This is a genomic window from Virgibacillus carmonensis, from assembly GCF_057836705.1.
In genome coordinates this window covers 38336-54912 of record NZ_JBYQFJ010000012.1, presented here as the reverse complement: position 1 = coordinate 54912, position 16577 = coordinate 38336, and the positions used below count along the sequence as shown (strand labels likewise).

The 16577-nt window shown below is 38.7% G+C and carries 14 protein-coding genes; 10 read left to right on the top strand and 4 right to left on the bottom strand.

From position 1 onward, the window contains the following. Nucleotides 1-8: 8 nt before the first annotated feature. From AC3G7N_RS11375 to dapG, 6 genes are read left to right on the top strand one after another with little or no spacing between them, the layout of a single operon-like run. Nucleotides 9-1529, top strand: coding sequence for a pyridoxal phosphate-dependent decarboxylase family protein (locus AC3G7N_RS11375; RefSeq protein ID WP_489422270.1), 1521 nt, complete (start codon nt 9-11; stop codon nt 1527-1529). Continuing rightward, nucleotides 1507-3303, top strand: coding sequence for an IucA/IucC family protein (locus tag AC3G7N_RS11370; RefSeq protein ID WP_489422269.1), 1797 nt, complete (start codon nt 1507-1509; stop codon nt 3301-3303). Before AC3G7N_RS11375 ends, AC3G7N_RS11370 begins: the two co-directional genes overlap by 23 nt. Continuing rightward, complete coding sequence (locus tag AC3G7N_RS11365; protein ID WP_489422268.1) at nt 3296-3898, top strand: GNAT family N-acetyltransferase; 603 nt, start codon at nt 3296-3298, stop codon at nt 3896-3898. The genes AC3G7N_RS11370 and AC3G7N_RS11365 overlap by 8 nt, the downstream gene beginning before the upstream one ends. Continuing rightward, a complete protein-coding gene (locus AC3G7N_RS11360) occupies nt 3877-5169 on the top strand; it encodes a lysine N(6)-hydroxylase/L-ornithine N(5)-oxygenase family protein (protein ID WP_489422267.1) in 1293 nt (430 codons plus the stop codon). Before AC3G7N_RS11365 ends, AC3G7N_RS11360 begins: the two co-directional genes overlap by 22 nt. Before the next feature lie 23 nt (nt 5170-5192). Next, nucleotides 5193-6998, top strand: a complete 1806-nt coding sequence (locus AC3G7N_RS11355; RefSeq protein WP_489422266.1) for an IucA/IucC family protein — start codon at nt 5193-5195, stop codon at nt 6996-6998. A 51-nt stretch (nt 6999-7049) separates the two neighbouring features. After that, the gene (gene dapG, locus AC3G7N_RS11350) at nt 7050-8276 is read left to right on the top strand and encodes an aspartate kinase (RefSeq protein ID WP_489422265.1); all 1227 of its coding nucleotides are present in this window, start codon (nt 7050-7052) and stop codon (nt 8274-8276) included. A 212-nt stretch (nt 8277-8488) separates the two neighbouring features. Here dapG and AC3G7N_RS11345 read toward each other — a convergent pair whose 3' ends face one another. Further along, nucleotides 8489-8674, bottom strand: a complete 186-nt coding sequence (locus AC3G7N_RS11345) for a hypothetical protein (RefSeq protein ID WP_489422264.1) — start codon at nt 8672-8674, stop codon at nt 8489-8491. A gap of 136 nt (nt 8675-8810) precedes the next feature. Further along, a complete protein-coding gene (locus AC3G7N_RS11340; protein ID WP_489422263.1) occupies nt 8811-8996 on the bottom strand; it encodes a hypothetical protein in 186 nt (61 codons plus the stop codon). A 244-nt stretch (nt 8997-9240) separates the two neighbouring features. Between AC3G7N_RS11340 and AC3G7N_RS11335 the strand changes: the two genes are divergently transcribed. Next, nucleotides 9241-10749 (top strand): flotillin family protein, encoded by a 1509-nt coding sequence (locus AC3G7N_RS11335; protein WP_489422262.1) that lies wholly within the window; start codon nt 9241-9243, stop codon nt 10747-10749. Between the two features lie 60 nt (nt 10750-10809). On the opposite strand, the gene AC3G7N_RS11330 is transcribed toward AC3G7N_RS11335, so the two are convergent. Further along, nucleotides 10810-12729: a vWA domain-containing protein gene (locus tag AC3G7N_RS11330; RefSeq protein ID WP_489422261.1), complete on the bottom strand. Its 1920-nt coding sequence runs from the start codon at nt 12727-12729 to the stop codon at nt 10810-10812. A gap of 159 nt (nt 12730-12888) precedes the next feature. Then, nucleotides 12889-13764: an ATP-binding protein gene (locus AC3G7N_RS11325; RefSeq protein ID WP_489422260.1), complete on the bottom strand. Its 876-nt coding sequence runs from the start codon at nt 13762-13764 to the stop codon at nt 12889-12891. A gap of 203 nt (nt 13765-13967) precedes the next feature. Between AC3G7N_RS11325 and AC3G7N_RS11320 the strand changes: the two genes are divergently transcribed. From AC3G7N_RS11320 to AC3G7N_RS11310, 3 genes are all read left to right on the top strand, one after another. Then, nucleotides 13968-14375 carry a hypothetical protein gene (locus AC3G7N_RS11320; RefSeq protein ID WP_489422259.1) on the top strand — a complete coding sequence of 136 codons (408 nt, stop codon included), beginning with the start codon at nt 13968-13970 and terminating at the stop codon, nt 14373-14375. A gap of 40 nt (nt 14376-14415) precedes the next feature. Beyond that, nucleotides 14416-14913: a metallophosphoesterase family protein gene (locus tag AC3G7N_RS11315; RefSeq protein ID WP_489422258.1), complete on the top strand. Its 498-nt coding sequence runs from the start codon at nt 14416-14418 to the stop codon at nt 14911-14913. Nucleotides 14914-15274: 361 nt separating this feature from the next. Then, nucleotides 15275-16279: a helix-turn-helix domain-containing protein gene (locus tag AC3G7N_RS11310; protein WP_489422312.1), complete on the top strand. Its 1005-nt coding sequence runs from the start codon at nt 15275-15277 to the stop codon at nt 16277-16279. Nucleotides 16280-16577: the final 298 nt, after the last annotated feature.

Below are 16577 nucleotides of genomic sequence, written 5' to 3'. Positions count from 1 at the left end.
TGATGGAAATGAGAACGAACTTTACCCAATGGTTTCTTCATTCTAATGAAAGCAAAAATATGTACCGTACACTAATGGATAAAGCTGTTGCGTTAATTACTGATCAAACAACGAGAACAACTCACTCTTTTTCAGGAGCTTCTCGTCACGAAATTGAATCAACAGTGAAAGAGATGCTCACGATCCCGTCTACAGGGCAGAAAATTGATGATGTGATGGAGGAAATCCAAAATGGAATAGTGAGAAATTCGTTATGGGTCTCTCACCCTTCTGCAATGGCGCACCTTCATTGCCCGCCTATACTTCCGTCACTTGCGGCTGAAGTCATCATCAATGCACTCAATCAATCGATGGATTCATGGGATCAAAGCCCTGCTGCTACATACGTTGAAGCAGAATTAATTAACTTTTTCACGAAACAGATCGGCTATCCTCATGATGCAGATGGTGTCTTTACAAGCGGGGGAACGCAGTCCAATTATATGGCTTTATTGCTCGCTCGCAATAAAGCTTGTCAAACGTATTTCTCGATTAATGTTCACAAAAAGGGCTTGCCATTTGAAGCAAGTAAATTACGGATTCTTTGCTCGGAACACGCTCATTTTACGGTCCAGCAATCGGCAGCGCAGCTTGGGCTAGGTATGAATGCCGTAGTAAAAGTGGCGGTAAATGACAACCAACAACTTTGTCTAAACGATGCAAAGGAAAAGATTAAACAGCTAAGGGAGCAAGGGCTTCTTCCATTTATGGTAGTGGCAACAGCAGGAACGACAGATTTTGGGAGTGTAGATTCCATCGTTGAGATAGCTAAGCTTGCGAATGAAGAACAAATGTGGCTTCACGTTGATGCCGCCTATGGAGGAGCGCTATTATTTTCTCATCAATATTGTCATCTTGTCACTGATTTACGCTTAGCTGATTCTATTACAATTGATTTCCATAAGCTTTACTATCAATCTATCAGCTGCGGGGCTTTTTTCGTGAAACATAAGAAGGATTTTCAGCAAATTACTTACCATGCAGATTACTTGAATAGCGAAGAAGACCAGGCAGGAGGTATTATCAATCTCGTGGAAAAAAGTGTTCAAACAACAAAACGGTTTGATGCTTTAAAGCTGTTAATGACTTTTAAATTGATGGGAACCGATTTGTTTGGAGAAATGGTCGATTATACCGTTAATCTGGCCAAAGAAACGGCATTGCTGTTAAAGGGCGATCTTTCTTTTGAGGTGTTAAATGAGCCGGAAATCAATGTTGTCTTATTCCGCTACTTGCCCTCAAACCATCGGGAAGACCAGACGTATGTAGATGAAATCAACCTTGGGCTTCAGCGTGCCTTCTATCAAAACGGCGAGCTGATCATGGCAAAAACGAAGCAAGACGGAAAAGTATACTTGAAATTTACTATGCTCAATCCTCTCAATACGAGTAGCAATATGCTAGCCCATATACAGCGAATGAAACAAGCTGGTGAAAAAATAGAAAAAGAGCAAGGAGAGATTCGGTATGAATATTCCGTTTATCACTAATCATCTTACCATGCAAAATTTGATCAATTGTTATGTAAGGGAAACAGGGGAAGGGCAGTGGAAGTTTGCTCAGGAAGTCTCTGTTCCATTGGAGGGCGAAAGTATCAAGCAAGTATTGGTTATTTCATTTGAGCGGCAGTCGGTTACATTTTACTTTCCGGTTCGATATAAATCCGTGACAGATCGTCATCTTTTTGCACCAGTTATGTATTATCAAGTAAAGAATGATGAAGCAAAAGAGCTTGATTACATTACACTACTTGCTTTCATGCAAAAAGAGTTTTCACTCACATCCAATAAACCTGTTCAAACGGATGAACTGATGCTTCGGACGATCTTAAGCTATCAGAATATGAAAGGAATTATTTCAGAGCGAAGCGATAATCTGGAAGAATGCTATCAAACGGAAAAAACGTTTCTTCAATCAGAGCAATCGCTGTTAATCGGACACCAAGTACATCCGACACCGAAAAGTCGTCAGGGAATTGATGAAGATGAAGAGCATATTTTTGCACCCGAACGAAAAGGAGCTTTCCAGCTTCATTACTTCCGGGCTGAAAGTGATATCGTCGAGGAAGATTCTATTTTGTCTCATAATGCTTCCGTGCTTATAAAAGAAGAATTAAAGAAAGACCCTTTCGTTTCACAATCGTTTAAAGATAAATATTGCGTAGGAAATTGTTTTTCGCTCATCCCTGTTCATCCGCTGCAAGCACGAAAGCTGTTAGGACGGGAAGATGTGGGAAACCTGATTCAATTAGGTAAACTCGATTATCTAGGTCCACATGGAAGAAAATTTTACCCAACCTCTTCAGTACGGACTGTATACCATCCAGAGGCTAGCTTCATGTACAAATTTTCAATCCCTGTGAAAATTACTAATTCACTACGCATCAATATGCGAAAAGAGCTTAACCGCGGGGTGGAAGTGAGCCGTTTGCTTCACGGAGAGCTTAACGAAAAGCTAAAAGAAACGCATCCTTCATTCCGCATTATCGAAGATCCAGCTTATATTACGTTGAAGCTTGACATGGAAGAAACCGGATTTGAAGTGGTCATACGTGAAAATTCGTTTCAAGAAGGGAACGATTCACGAACGACGTTGCTTGCGGCGCTTTGTCAAGACCATATAACCGGAGAAGCTTCCCATTTAGCTAACATCATTTATGAAATAGCAGACAAAGAAAACATTTCAATCGCCGACGCAAGTGAACAATGGTTTGCACGCTATTTAAAAGTAAGTTTGCGTCCGCTTTATTGGTTGTATGCTACTTATGGAATAGCCCTTGAAGCCCATCAGCAAAATTCCATTATAAAACTTGATGAACAAGGGTATCCTTCTACTTTTTATTACCGCGATAATCAAGGTTATTATTTTATGGAATCGAAGGCTAACGCTTTAAAGCAGCTCGTTCCAACCTTAAATGAAAAAAGTGACACGATATGTGCCGACTCCATTGCAGAGGATCGATTCCGATACTATGTCTTTTTCAATCACTTGTTCGGTTTAATTAATGCATTCGGGGTCAATCGGCTAATCGATGAACATCGATTACTAGTAATGATGAAAGAGGAGCTGGCAGACTTTAAGAAACGGTTAGGGGATCATACAAACTTATTAGATTCTTTATTATATGAAGCAAAGCTGCCTTGCAAAGCTAATTTGTTAACGAGAGTACACGATATGGATGAACTTGTGGGATCTATGGAGACACAGTCGGTGTATGGTCAACTTACAAACCCACTGATGATGGCAGGTGAACGGCATGGTTAAAACCCCTGGTCAACAGAAGTATCCCTTTGAACGGTATGATTCGGTCATTAAAAAGACAATTTCCTTTCGCCATGTGAGTATGACAAACGATTTAAGGCGACTGTATTTATGGATGCAGGAAAAGCATGTGGTTCCCTATTGGAATTTAACTATTTCAATGGAAAATTATATAGTACATGTAACTAATAATTTGCAAGATGACCATCAAACACTCTTGATCGGTGAACTTGATGGGGTACCTATGAGTTATTGGGAGTCCTATTGGGTGAAGGACGATAGTATCGGTAATTATTATGCTTTTGATGAGTATGATCAAGGGATTCACTTGTTGATTGGGCCAAAAAAGTTTTTAGGAAAAGGCCACATATATCCATTATTGATGACTATTTTGCAAAAAAAATTTCAGGTAACTAAAACACGAAAAATCATAGCAGAACCTGATATACGAAATGAAAAAATGATTCATGTGTTCAAAAAATGTGGTTTTCAGCCTGTCAAGGAGATTGAATTGTCTGACAAAACAGGATTACTGATGGCATGTGAACGGAAAGTGTTTGAAAAGAGGTGGACAGATTGGCAAATAAACAAATTTTAGACGTCATCGGAGTAGGAATCGGTCCTTTTAATCTCGGTTTAGCAGCATTGCTTGAAAAAACAGAATGTCGTTCTTTGTTTTTTGATCAAAAGACACGCTTTGAATGGCATCCAGGGATGATGCTAGAAGGAACGACACTGCAAGTACCTTTTATGGCAGATGCGGTAACAATGGTGGATCCGACAAGCCCTTTCAGCTTTATGAACTATTTGCATGAGCAAAAGCGGCTTTATCATTTCTACTTTCTTGAGAAATTTCATATTCCACGAAGAGAGTACAATCATTATTGTCAATGGATAACGGAACAACTTCCACAGCTTCAGTTTGCGTGCGAAGTGAAGAACATCGAGCAAACAGAGGAGGGACATTTTTGCGTTACTGTTTTTTCATCTAGAACAAAGGAGCAAAAAACGTATTATGCCAAACATGTGGTAGTAGGAGTGGGAACAAGGCCAAACGTTCCAGAAAAGTTTCATTCGGCGCTTGGTGATCAGGTATTTCATTCTTCTCAGTATAGAAACAAGCGGGAGAATATGCTAAAAGCAAATTCGGTTACGGTCGTAGGCTCAGGGCAGAGTGCAGCTGAAATCTTCCATGATCTATTGTCCAAACAACAAAGTCATGATTACAAATTGTCCTGGTACACAAGATCAAAAGGGTTTTTTCCGATGGAATATTCGAAGCTTGGGCTGGAACATTTTTCACCAGATTATACCCGCTACTTTTATAAACTGCCGGAAGAAAAGAAAAATACGATCCTTGACAAACAGGCATTACTGTACAAAGGAATTAGCTTTGATACAATTGCCGACATTTATGATTTATTGTATGAGCAAACAGTTGGAGGCGAAACGACGAACGTTCATTTGCAGGCATTGACCGAGCTTGAGTCCATTGAAAAAGGGGATGGTCACTATCATTTATCAATGTATCAGTACGAACAAGAAAAAAACAAGCAAATGGAAAGTGAGGTAGTCATTCTTGCAACAGGTTATCGTACATTTATTCCCGAGTGCTTCAATGGGTTAAAGTCCATGTTGGAATGGGATGAGGCAGGTCAGCTTGTTATTCAAGAAGATTACAAATTGAAATTGAATAATAATGGTCATAATCATTTATTTATACAAAACGGGGAGCTTCATACACACGGTGTCGGCGCGCCTGATTTGGGGCTTGGTGCGTTCCGAAACGCGACAATTATTAACCAATTGGCAGGAAAAGAAATATATCAAACATATGAAAACAATGTATTTCAACAATTTGGACTGTAAAAAGGGATAGGGAGTGGACCATTATGAAAATTAGTGAAACACCTTTAACTATGTTATCTGAAAAAGCTTGGAAGGAAGCAGATCGGAAACTTTTGGCGAAAATGCTTCAAGAGTTTATGTACGAAGAAATTATTACGCCGACATTGCTAAAGGAAAAAGAAGGCGTTCAGTTTTATGAATGGTGTGACAAAAAAGGAACGGTGTACCAATTTGAAGCGAAACCTCGTTTATTCGACAGTTTTCAAGTTTCCCTTGGGAGCATTGAAGTTATAGTAGTAGAAGAAACAGATATGCCGTTATCTCTCGCTCTTTTATTAAGCATTCAAGAAGAAGGAAAGATGACCAGTTCAACAGCAGGCAACTTAGTGAAGGAGTATTTACATACACTTGTAGCAGATACCCATTTGCAGGAAAAAGCCAAATCCTCTGATCAATTAACTGAACTGGATTATGCAGAGCTGGAGGGAGAAATGACGGGACATCCGTGGATTACCTATAATAAAGGCAGGATCGGATTTGGATATGATGATTACCTGGAATATGCACCCGAACAACAAAAAAAGGTGAACTTATCCTGGATCGCCGTCCACCAAAACATCGGCACATTTCATTCCATTGACAGTTTAGCTTATGAAGATGTAATTACACAAGAACTAGGGCAAGAGAGATGTGAACGGTTTGGAAAAAGGCTTAAGGATTTAGGAGTAACGGAATCGGATTACTACTTCATGCCAATTCATGAATGGCAATGGAACAACATGATTGTCTCTATGTTTGCTGCAGAAATTGCTAAAAAAGAGATTATCCCATTAGGTGAAGGAGAGGACGATTACCTCCCACAGCAATCGATTCGCACATTTGTTAATGTCACCAATAAAGATAACTATCATGTCAAGCTGCCAATGAGCATCTTAAATACGCTTGTACATAGAGGGCTTCCAAGTGAGAGAACAGTTATCGCGCCTGAAGTAACAGCATTTATGAAAAACATACTTGAAAACGATTCATTTTTAAAAGAAGAATGTCGTCTTGGGCTATTAGGTGAGGTAGCGACGATGAATGTCAACCACCGCACATTTCATCAATTAAAAGGCGCTCCATATCAATATTTGGAAATGCTTGGTGTCGTATGGAGAGAAAGTATTTATAAGAAGCTTCAGGAAGGGGAACATGCCATCACACTAGGGGCGCTGCTGTATGTGGATCATGAAGGCAACCCGTTTGTATCAAAGCTCATTGAAAAATCAGGACTGACAGTGGAGCAATGGGTCCATAAATTGACGAACGCCATTCTACCTCCATTGCTTCATTGCTTATATCAATATGGTACAGTCTTTTCACCGCACGGCCAAAATACAGTTCTGATCCTAAGAGATTACATACCCGAACGTATTATTATGAAGGATTTTGTAGACGACGTAAATATTAGTGACCAGCCACTGCTGGAACTGGCTGGGCTATCTTCTGAAATGAAAGAGGTTTTGCGCTGTGAGCCCCCTGAAGGGTTAACACAGTTTATTTTCACCGGATTGTTCATTTGTCATTTCCGTTATGTAAGTAACATCTTGCAAGAAAACGAACAATTTTCCGAACATCGCTTTTGGAGTATTGTCCGTGAGGAGATTCTATCCTATCAAGAAAAATTCCCGCAATTACAAGAACGATTTGAGCTGTTTGATTTGTTGCGCCCGGCATTTACGAAGCTTACACTTAACCGAAATCGCATGTTTGATTATGGATATGATGATGGAGACGATCGTCCGCATGCAAGCGAACATGGAAAAGTTGCTAACGCCCTTCATGAAGTAGTAGCTCGAACGAAAATTTAAGAGGGAGAGAAGGTTAATAAAAATAAATGGTTGTATAATAGAGGTGTGAAAATGACAATTTTAATTCAGAAATTTGGAGGTACTTCATTACAATCACAAGCTAGCATTTCTAAGGTGATTTCTCATATTAAAAATGCGATTGAAGGTAAGTATAAGGTAGTAGTTGTTGTTTCGGCATTAGGACGTAAGCCTGATCCTTATGCTACAGATACGTTACTAAGTCTTGTAAATAATTCCAATGCATGTAATGATAAACGCGAAATGGATCTGTTGATGTCATGTGGCGAAACAATTGCTAGTGTGAAATTATCTAATGCGTTACAAAATAATCATATTAAATCCATTGCACTTACAGGTGCACAAGCGGGAATTATCACATCATCTGAATTTACCCAGGCAAAAATTAAAAGTATAAATACCGCTCGCTTATTAAATGAAATAAATAACTATGATGTCGTTGTGGTTGCAGGTTTTCAGGGTCAAACATCTGCGGGGGAGATTACAACGATCGGTAGAGGAGGAAGTGACACCACTGCTGCAGAGCTTGGAGTTGCACTCAATGCCGAAAAAGTTGAAATCTTTACAGATGTTAACGGAATCAAGACAGCCGATCCAAGAATGGTCAAATCTGCAAGGCAATTAAAAATTCTATCCTATTCGGAAACTTGTAATTTGGCATATCAAGGAGCAAAAGTGATTCATCCAAGAGCGGTTGAAATTGTTATGCAAGCAAATATACCATTACATGTGCGCTCTACTTATTCAAAAAAGAGTGGTACATTGGTGACAAATTCAAAAATAAAGGAAATACCTGATCGACTGATTACTGGTATTGTTCATATGCCCGCTTTAACCCAAATCAAAATTAAACATCGAGAGAAAATGCACCGTCTCCATTCAGAGTTTTTGAAGGTAATGGCAGAAGCAGATATGTTAGTTGATTTTATTAATATCTCCCCTACTGAACTATTTTTAACAATTCCTAGGGTTTATACACAATCTGCAGTAAATCATATAATAAGATTGGGGTTTCACCCACAAGTGATGGAAAATTGCGCAAAAGTATCAGTGGTTGGAGGAATGAGAGGGATTATTGGCATTGGTTCAAAAATAGTACAAACACTTACTGAAAAAGGAATTCAAATCCTGCAATCTGCTGATAGCCATACAACAATTTGGGCGTTAATTCATGAGAAGGATGTATCAGATGCAGTTAATGCGTTACATGATGTTTTTCATTTAAGTGAAACGATAGAAAAAGAAATAAATTATCATTGAAAGAAAAGATGTTGATCTATGAATTTTGGCAATGTACTAACAGCTATGGTAACTCCATATTATGGAATCAAGTTGGAGCGTAGAAGTAGCTATAGTCTTAATTTAATAAAGGTTACAGGAAACTTTAGCATATCCGTAGCCCTTGATCTGACGATTAGGGTTACGGACATTCAAGGAAATACTAGAACATTACTTACTTCTTTAACTTCACTCTACTGTTTATTAATCAAATGAACCATATCCTCTAAAATCGCAGGTATCTCTTCAAATGCTGCCCAGCCTTCAGTGGAACCAGAGTAGTTTACATAACTTAAATCACATAGACCATTAAAATAACGAATTCGCTTGATAGATAGATCGTATTTTTCAGTAGCTTTTTCGTTACGAAATTCGTACAAGTTTAACTAGATCGTTCCCCGTAGAATTAACTGCGGGATAGTATGGAGGAGCGAATAAGATAATCATCGCAGGTGCTAATTCCTGACATTGAATGATCAATTTATCCGTAATTCTAAGCGATTTCTCACGTTCATCTCATTCTTCATGGAACTGGATATCAGCTTTTACCTCTTCGACAAATTCGACGCCGAATTTAGTAACCGCATATTCTAATAAATCTTTGTAACGAATTACTTTTACATCTCCAATAGAATCTACTTTATTCTTTCGACAAATTTTATAATAATCTTCCAATGGTTCCTGTGTAGGTATATTGCTCATGATGAAAGAAGTAAGGCTGTATTTTTAGGGATAAAAGCTAAGAGGAGTATCCGAAGTAGCTTTTACCAAGTTCTGATATTAGACTAAATTAATTATTTTTTCATAAGATATTTTAAAATCGTAACAATACATATATAATGAAGAGTGTTGGGGAAAATTTTCTAATAAAATTTGACGTGTATGAATCCAAATACATAATCATAAATATGGATTGATATGCGATAATCAAAAAAGGAGAGATTTTGTGGCATTTATTTATTTAATTGCGTTAGTAGTTTTGGTTGTTTTTAGTGGAGTGGGTTGGTTCATTTATATGAAAATTAAATATAAGACCGTTCCATCTAACGTGGCTTTGATCATTACTGGACCGAAATTAGGCGATCCTAATAAGGATACCAATGTGTTTCAGGATGATGAGGGAAGGTATATGAAAGTAATTCGTGGTGGAGGGCATCGTTTAAGGATGTTTCAAACACACACGCCAGTTTCTTTAACATCTTTTCAATTAAAGATAATAACACCAACTGTTTATACCAAACAGGGAGTTCCTATTGTTGGCGAGGCTGTTGCCATGATTAAAGTAGCCGATTCTCTAGATGGCACTGCAAAGTATGCGGAGCAGTTTTTAGGCAGAGATCAAGCAGATCTGGAATCCGATATTTCGGAAGTATTGGGGTCTAATTTACGTGCTATACTATCGAAAATGACAGTAGAACAAATAAACAATGATCGAGAAAGTTTCAACGGGCAAGTGCGCGAAATTGCACAGAACCAGCTTGATGCTATGGGTTTCAAAATTACAAGTCTTGGGCTGACGGATTTAAAAGACGTCGAAGGAAGCGATTATTTAACCAATTTAGGACGTCCGAGAACAGCTGAAGTCCAAAAAGAAGCTGAAATTGCAGAAGCAACTAATACGCGTGAAACGAAAGTGCACGTGGCTCAAATGAACGAAGAAACGCAAAGAGAAGAGTATGAAAGAGAGACTTCCATTGCAGAATCACGGAAAGAGAAAGAAATTAAGGATGCTGTTTTTAAGGAAGAAACAGAGAAAGCAAGAGCGAAAACAGAAGCAGCTTATGCATTAGAAAAAGCAGAACGTGAGATTGAAGTAGAAAACGAACGTTTGAAAATTGTTAGTCAAAAAAAAGAAGAAGAACTACGTTTGAAGCAATTAGAACGTGAGCGTAATGTAAAACTAGAGCAAGAAGAAGTCAAAGTTCGGAGAGCTAAAGCTGATGCTGATTACTATGAAAAAGTACGTAATGCTGATGCGGAAGCTGAATCCAAAACAAAAGCAGGTCATGCAGAAGCCGAAGTTATTAAGACAAAAAGTTTAGCTGAGGTTGAGGCAATTGAGAAGCGTGCAGAAGCATTAAATAAACATAAAGAAGTAATGATGACCGAAATGTTAATCAATATGTTACCTGAATTCGCTAAAGCAGTATCCGAACCTTTAGGAAATGTAGAATCTATTCGTATCCTTGACGGTGGAAATGGTAACGGAATAAATAATTTACCTGGAAGTGTCACTGGTATGATGGCTAGTCTCCAGGATAGTTTATCTCAAATGACTGGCCTCGATTTAAATGAAGTAATTCGTAATTTATCAGGCAAAAGTAACTTAAAAGGTGAATTAGGATCCATTGCTAATTCTTTTTCTCCTAATAAAGATGAGGAACCTAATCACTCAAATTCCGGAGCAGACAACAATGAAACGAAAACGGAAAACAATCAAGAAAATATAGAATAGCCCATATCCTATAGGTGATATAAAAAACTAACATCGAGTAATGATGTTAGTTTTTTATAGCTAAATCGTCCGCAACAACAACTTTTTCAAAAGCGGTGCGAAGTGCTCAGGTAGCTCATCAACACTTGGAATCATTAAGCGTTCTTTCCCATAAATATTTTTCATCGTAAGATCTTCTCTTTCGTCGATCTCTCCATCTGCTAAAAACATCCCAATGACATCGATGCCTTTTTTGCGCGCTTCCGTTACAGCAACGTTTGTATCGATAATGCCATTTTGATCATAATTCATAGCAGCCGGTTCTCCGTCTGAAAATACGAGCAGGAATTTGTGTTTTTCCCTTCTGGCTGCTAACTCCTTTGTCATGACCCGTATGCTAAAGCCATCCCGGTTGTCTTCTTCAGGCTCAAGCTGCATGATTTTGGCTCCCGCGTTTTGATAAAGAGAATCCGTGTGGGAGTGGATGACGTGAAAATAATTTGGTTGATAGTTGTCCCGCACATCATTTGCATCCTCCCAAAAACCGACGATGGAGTGGGGGATTTTAAGCTGATTTAACACTTCATGGAACAGAACAATCCCTCGTTTTGTTTCATCCATTTTATTATGCATCGAAGCAGAACAGTCTACAAGTAAGGTGAAAACGGCATCGATGTTGTTTGATTCCAGGTTTTTCTTGTAAAATACCCTTGGGTTTTCGTCCATAATAACGGGCAGCAATTTTTTTGATAACCGACCAATGATTAAATCTCGCCGCGGGTCATTCTTTTTGTGTTCCAATACTTTTTCAATTGTGGATGCAAGCTTTCGTTTGTGGGTTTCAATCGAACTGACAGCGTTTTGGTAAGCCCGTTCATTTTCTTTTGATGCTGACGTAGCTTTCTTTGTGATCGCGACTGCATCTTTATTTTCCTCGCCATAGATAGGCTCGGTTGTTTGTTTTCCCTGTGTTGTCCCTTGTTTCTCCAACGAATCGGCTTCCGAATAGTCATTTTTCTCACTTTGTCCTGAAGCTCCTTGAATGGTTCCCATGGCTTGATCAGCATCTTCGGTTTCTCTGGTTCCGCCACCCATGATGTTTGTTTTCGTGCCAACCTCTAACTCAAACTGCAAAAAGGTTTGCTTTCTGTCACTGTTTTGATTTTCCCGGTGCCACGAGGATAATTGTTCATCCATATACTCGTTATTCTCTTGATCCACGTCTTCTTTGTCATCGTTTGCCAGATCATCTGTCCTGGTTAATTCATCGAATAATGTGTTCATGGCATAACTTTCTATGTGTGAAATTGGGAATGTAAAATAGTTATTTAACATGTCTCTATAATGTTCCTCTAATTGAAACACGATTTGCTCGGCAATCTTAGTCATGTCCCTCGTGCTCCTCGCTTCAAAAGAGGCATAAAGGAGCGGTTTTAATCCTTCCAGATGGATAAGCTGGTGCTCATTCACTCTCGAAAAGGTAGGATCTGGCTGATCTGACTGTAGTAACAGATAGATGAGACAAAACAATTCATCAAGTGGATAACTTCTTGTCACGTTCGAAGCTAATCGGGTTTCAAAATAGTGCTTTAGGTACTTTCTCCGAACAGCAAAGTCTTTTTTTGTACCTGGTCTATCATGTACGATGATTTCTTCCAGGCGCAGATCTTCCAGTAAGGTAATGAGTTGAGCAGCAAATTTTGGTATGGCTGATTCGTTTGTCTTTTCCAAATAGGCTTTCATAGAGGGGAGATGGGAATAATACAATGTTCCAATCGTACGCAAAAACACATCCGTTTTATACCCGGGTTCCTTAATCGCTTCATCCACCACATCCCAAAAATGACTGCCTGTCACCTTTTCATCAATGAGATCAATAAATGACCCATAGGTGTATTCGAATTTTAAATCCGGCATATCCGACAATATAGTCGCTAAGTCCTGTAATTGCAGAAAAAGATTTGTATCTACCTTGGAATCATCCCAGCGGTTATATTTCATCCAGCATCCTCCTTTCTTTATAGCTGTAGCCTTTCCCGTCTAGCTGGTGGGCGAGAGACTCGCAAGCATAGTCAATAGACACTCCAAGAACTAAGAGCATGTGCTCTACGGTCTTTTGACTATGCTTGCGTCTTTACCAAGCCCGCTCCGCTTTTCGATTTAAAACAGGGTGTCTGCTAAGTTTTGCACAAATTCTCTTTCTCGTTCTTCATCCAGTTTGTCTACGATTGATCGTAGAATTGCCCGTTTCGGCGGAATGATAACACTCAGATCACACGCGTCAAGCAACGCGCGAATGGATGCCGCGTCTTCGGATAGTTTTCCTTGAGAAACAGCACGGATGAGGTCAGTGGACAAAGTAACAAATAAATCGATTGTTGTTTTGTTTGTTAACCGTGTATTCGACTGGATCAATTCCTTTAATTGTTCGCCTTCAATATACGGAACATCAATGACAATAAAACGGTTTTTTAATGCCTCATTCAATGGGACTGTACCAACATAACCTTCGTTGATCGCGGCAATAACATTAAAACCATCTTTTGCCGTAACGATTTCGTTTGTAAATGGGTTGGTGATCGTTCTTCGGTAGTCAAGTACGCCGTTAATGAGTGGTAACGTTTCTGGCTTGGCCATATTTATTTCATCAATATAGAGAAAAGTTCCATCATTCATGGCACTTGTCACGGGCCCTGGTACAAATTCAATCTGTTGTTTTTCTGCTTCATATGCTAACGTCTTAAAACCCAGTAAGCTTTCCGCATCCAAATCCACCGAGCAATTGACACTAAACATTGGTTGATTGAACAAATTAGATAGTGTTTCAGCGAACTTAGTCTTACCAGCCCCTGTAGGACCTTTGAGTAAAATGTTTTTCCCCATGCTAAGTGCTGAAATCGCATCGATTAATAAATCTATATGAGGAGGAAGATAGCCGCCTTGTCGGATTAACTCTTGAAATGTGTCATCGTTTTCTCGCTGGTTTGTATTTAAAATTTCGATTATATTTTCCGGTAGATTGTAAGTAGTGTGCATAGATAAACCCCTTTCAAGGTCATTTTAAACTTTATTTGGGGAGATGACAAAATTTGTGGTTTGGGTAAAGGCTGGAGTGATGAATTATGTCTCTGTGCTAATGACCATAAAAAAACATTTTGAACTCGAACAGTCCTTTGATTGATGTATGTATCTCCTATATGAAGTAAACAATTGTATGATAAATCAAAAGGAGGGACGGCATGTTTTCTTTTCGTGGAGATGCACATAAGTTATTTCTCACATTAAAAGGACAAAAAAATATTCAGTCCAACAAAGAGCTTAAAGAGACAGCTGAAATCAAATCCTTCTATGAATCCCTTGACAGCAAAACTCTCCAATTAGTCCATTATCGAATGATTAAAGAACGAAACGGGATGGGCATTATTCCTATCTTTGTCACGTCAATTCCCTGGCTATTATTTTTAATTTCAGACGAAATTCGAGACGTTTTATTTAAATATGGTGGTTTGCTTTGGATGATTTTTATTTTTCTATACCTTTTTCTTCTAACTATCAGTGTCATTTTTCATTTTAAAGAAAAGGCATGGGCAGCGTTTCATATCGAAATGATCAAGGATATTCTAAGTAGAAGGGATGAAAGTAGTTAAGTAGTAGGGTATGATTGGACGATGAAAGGGAGCGGTGCAGGTGAGAGTCGTTGTAACAGCAGACACCCATCTATCGGATAAAGGCAGGGAACTCCCGGCTAGTCTTGTGGAGTCATGTAAAACGGCTGACCTTATTATTCACGCCGGTGATTGGAAGTCGATGGGGGTATACAGATCACTGTCACATTACGCAGATGTAAAAGGAGTCTATGGAAATGTCGATTCAGATGAGATAAAAGAACAATTTCCTTTGCAGCAAATCGTGGAGGCAAATGGGCACAAAATAGGAATTGTTCATGGACATGGCAAGAAAAAGACAACGGAAAAACGAGCATTAGAAGCGTTTGAGGAACAAGAAGTGGACGTCATCATTTTTGGCCACTCACACATTCCGCTGATACGGTATTTTAAAAATGTACTGTTAATGAACCCGGGATCTCCAACCGAAAAGCGGAAGCTGCCGTATTATTCGTATGGGATTCTTGAGATTGGTGAGGGTGTTAGGGCGGAGATTAGTTTTTTTAGGGATAAAACATGAAAAGTAAAAATAATATGTAATTTGTGGGATTGCAATAATTGGTATACGTTTTCTGCTAGAACAAGAGTAGAGAATTGAAAAAGTTGCGACAACGAGGGATAGAGAGGTAGGTTCACTACAAAGGTTATTGCTTTAGACGTAAGTAAGGTAGTATTACAGCAAAAGGTAAACTAAATCGCCATTGCTGGTGATCTAGTTTACCTCTTCCCCTACATAATAAGTCCGATCAACCGTACAGCAACAACTCAACTTATACTTGAATTAGTTAATTCGTAAACTCAAGTAATACTTGATAGGAATACCTACATGGAAAAGCTACACTTACATTATACTAATAAAAGAGGTGAGCGTTTTGTTCGATATGAAAAAAGTAGGGAAACAAATAGCGCAGTTAAGAAAGGAAAATAAAATTACACAGATGGTGTTGGCAGATCGTCTAGGGGTTAGCTTTCAAGCTATTAGTAACTGGGAGCGTGGTGAAACAATGCCAGACATCTCTAAACTCCCTGAACTTGCAAGGATATTTCATGTCAGTATTGACGACATTTTAAACAAAAGTAAAGGGACACAATTAGTAAAAAGTCTAGTGAAAAATGAGCCACTAGTGGAATCAAAGCCAATCGACAAGGAAGAATTTATAAATGTGGCGCCCATTCTTACTTTAGACCAAGCAGACATGGTTTATCAAAATATACAAGGGGAGATTTCTACAAAAGACATATCATTAATAGCACCATACATTAGTCAGGATTTGATTGATACATTAGTAAAGAAAAAAATTGAGGTAAGCGGTCTAAAAGGATTGTCGAGCATAGCACCGTATATAAGCCAAGAAATTCTTGATTCGTGTGCAAAAAAGGAATTTGAGTTAAATGGTTTGAATGCCTTAACATCTGTGGCACCGTTTATCAGTCAAGCGATCATTGATGAAAGTGCTGAGAAGGAACTTGATTCAAATGGTTTAGAAGGCTTAATGACCATGGCACCGTTTATCAGCAAAGCAGTCATTAACGAAAGTGCTAGGAAGGAGCTTGACGTAAATGGTTTGGATGGTCTAACATCTATAGCACCGTTTATCAGTCAAGAGGTCATTGATGAGGGTGCTAGGAAGGAATTTGAGTCAAACGGTTTGGCTGCTTTATCATCTATGGCGCATTCTATAAGTGGAGATGTATTAAGTGTATGTGTTAAAAAAAGTTATGAATTAAACGGGATTCAATCAATTGTATCCATAGCCCCATTTATGAAGAAAGAGCTTCTAAATGAACTTGCCTTAGATGCCATTTCTAAAAAGGGAATGAATGAAATTATTCCAATCATGCCCTTTATCGACCAAAACTTGATTCAGGATATAATCTCTAAATAACTTTTCTTAGACAGTAACCACACTCAAAAACGCTTTAGTTCGAGGGTAAGGACGATTGATTCGTAAAAAGTATCAGTACTTGTTTATCGAAGGAGATGTCAAAGAGCCATGAGTTTATCTATATTGATCGCAATCTTCGTTATTTTCCTTGGAATTTACGGTGGCTCTAAACGAAAGAAAAAATAGTTGACTATCTTTGTTTTATTAATGAGTGCGTTTCTGCTGGAAACGGGCACTTCAGTTGAATAAGCCACCTAAAAAAGTCGGTTCCTTAACTACAGGAAATCGACTTTTTTTC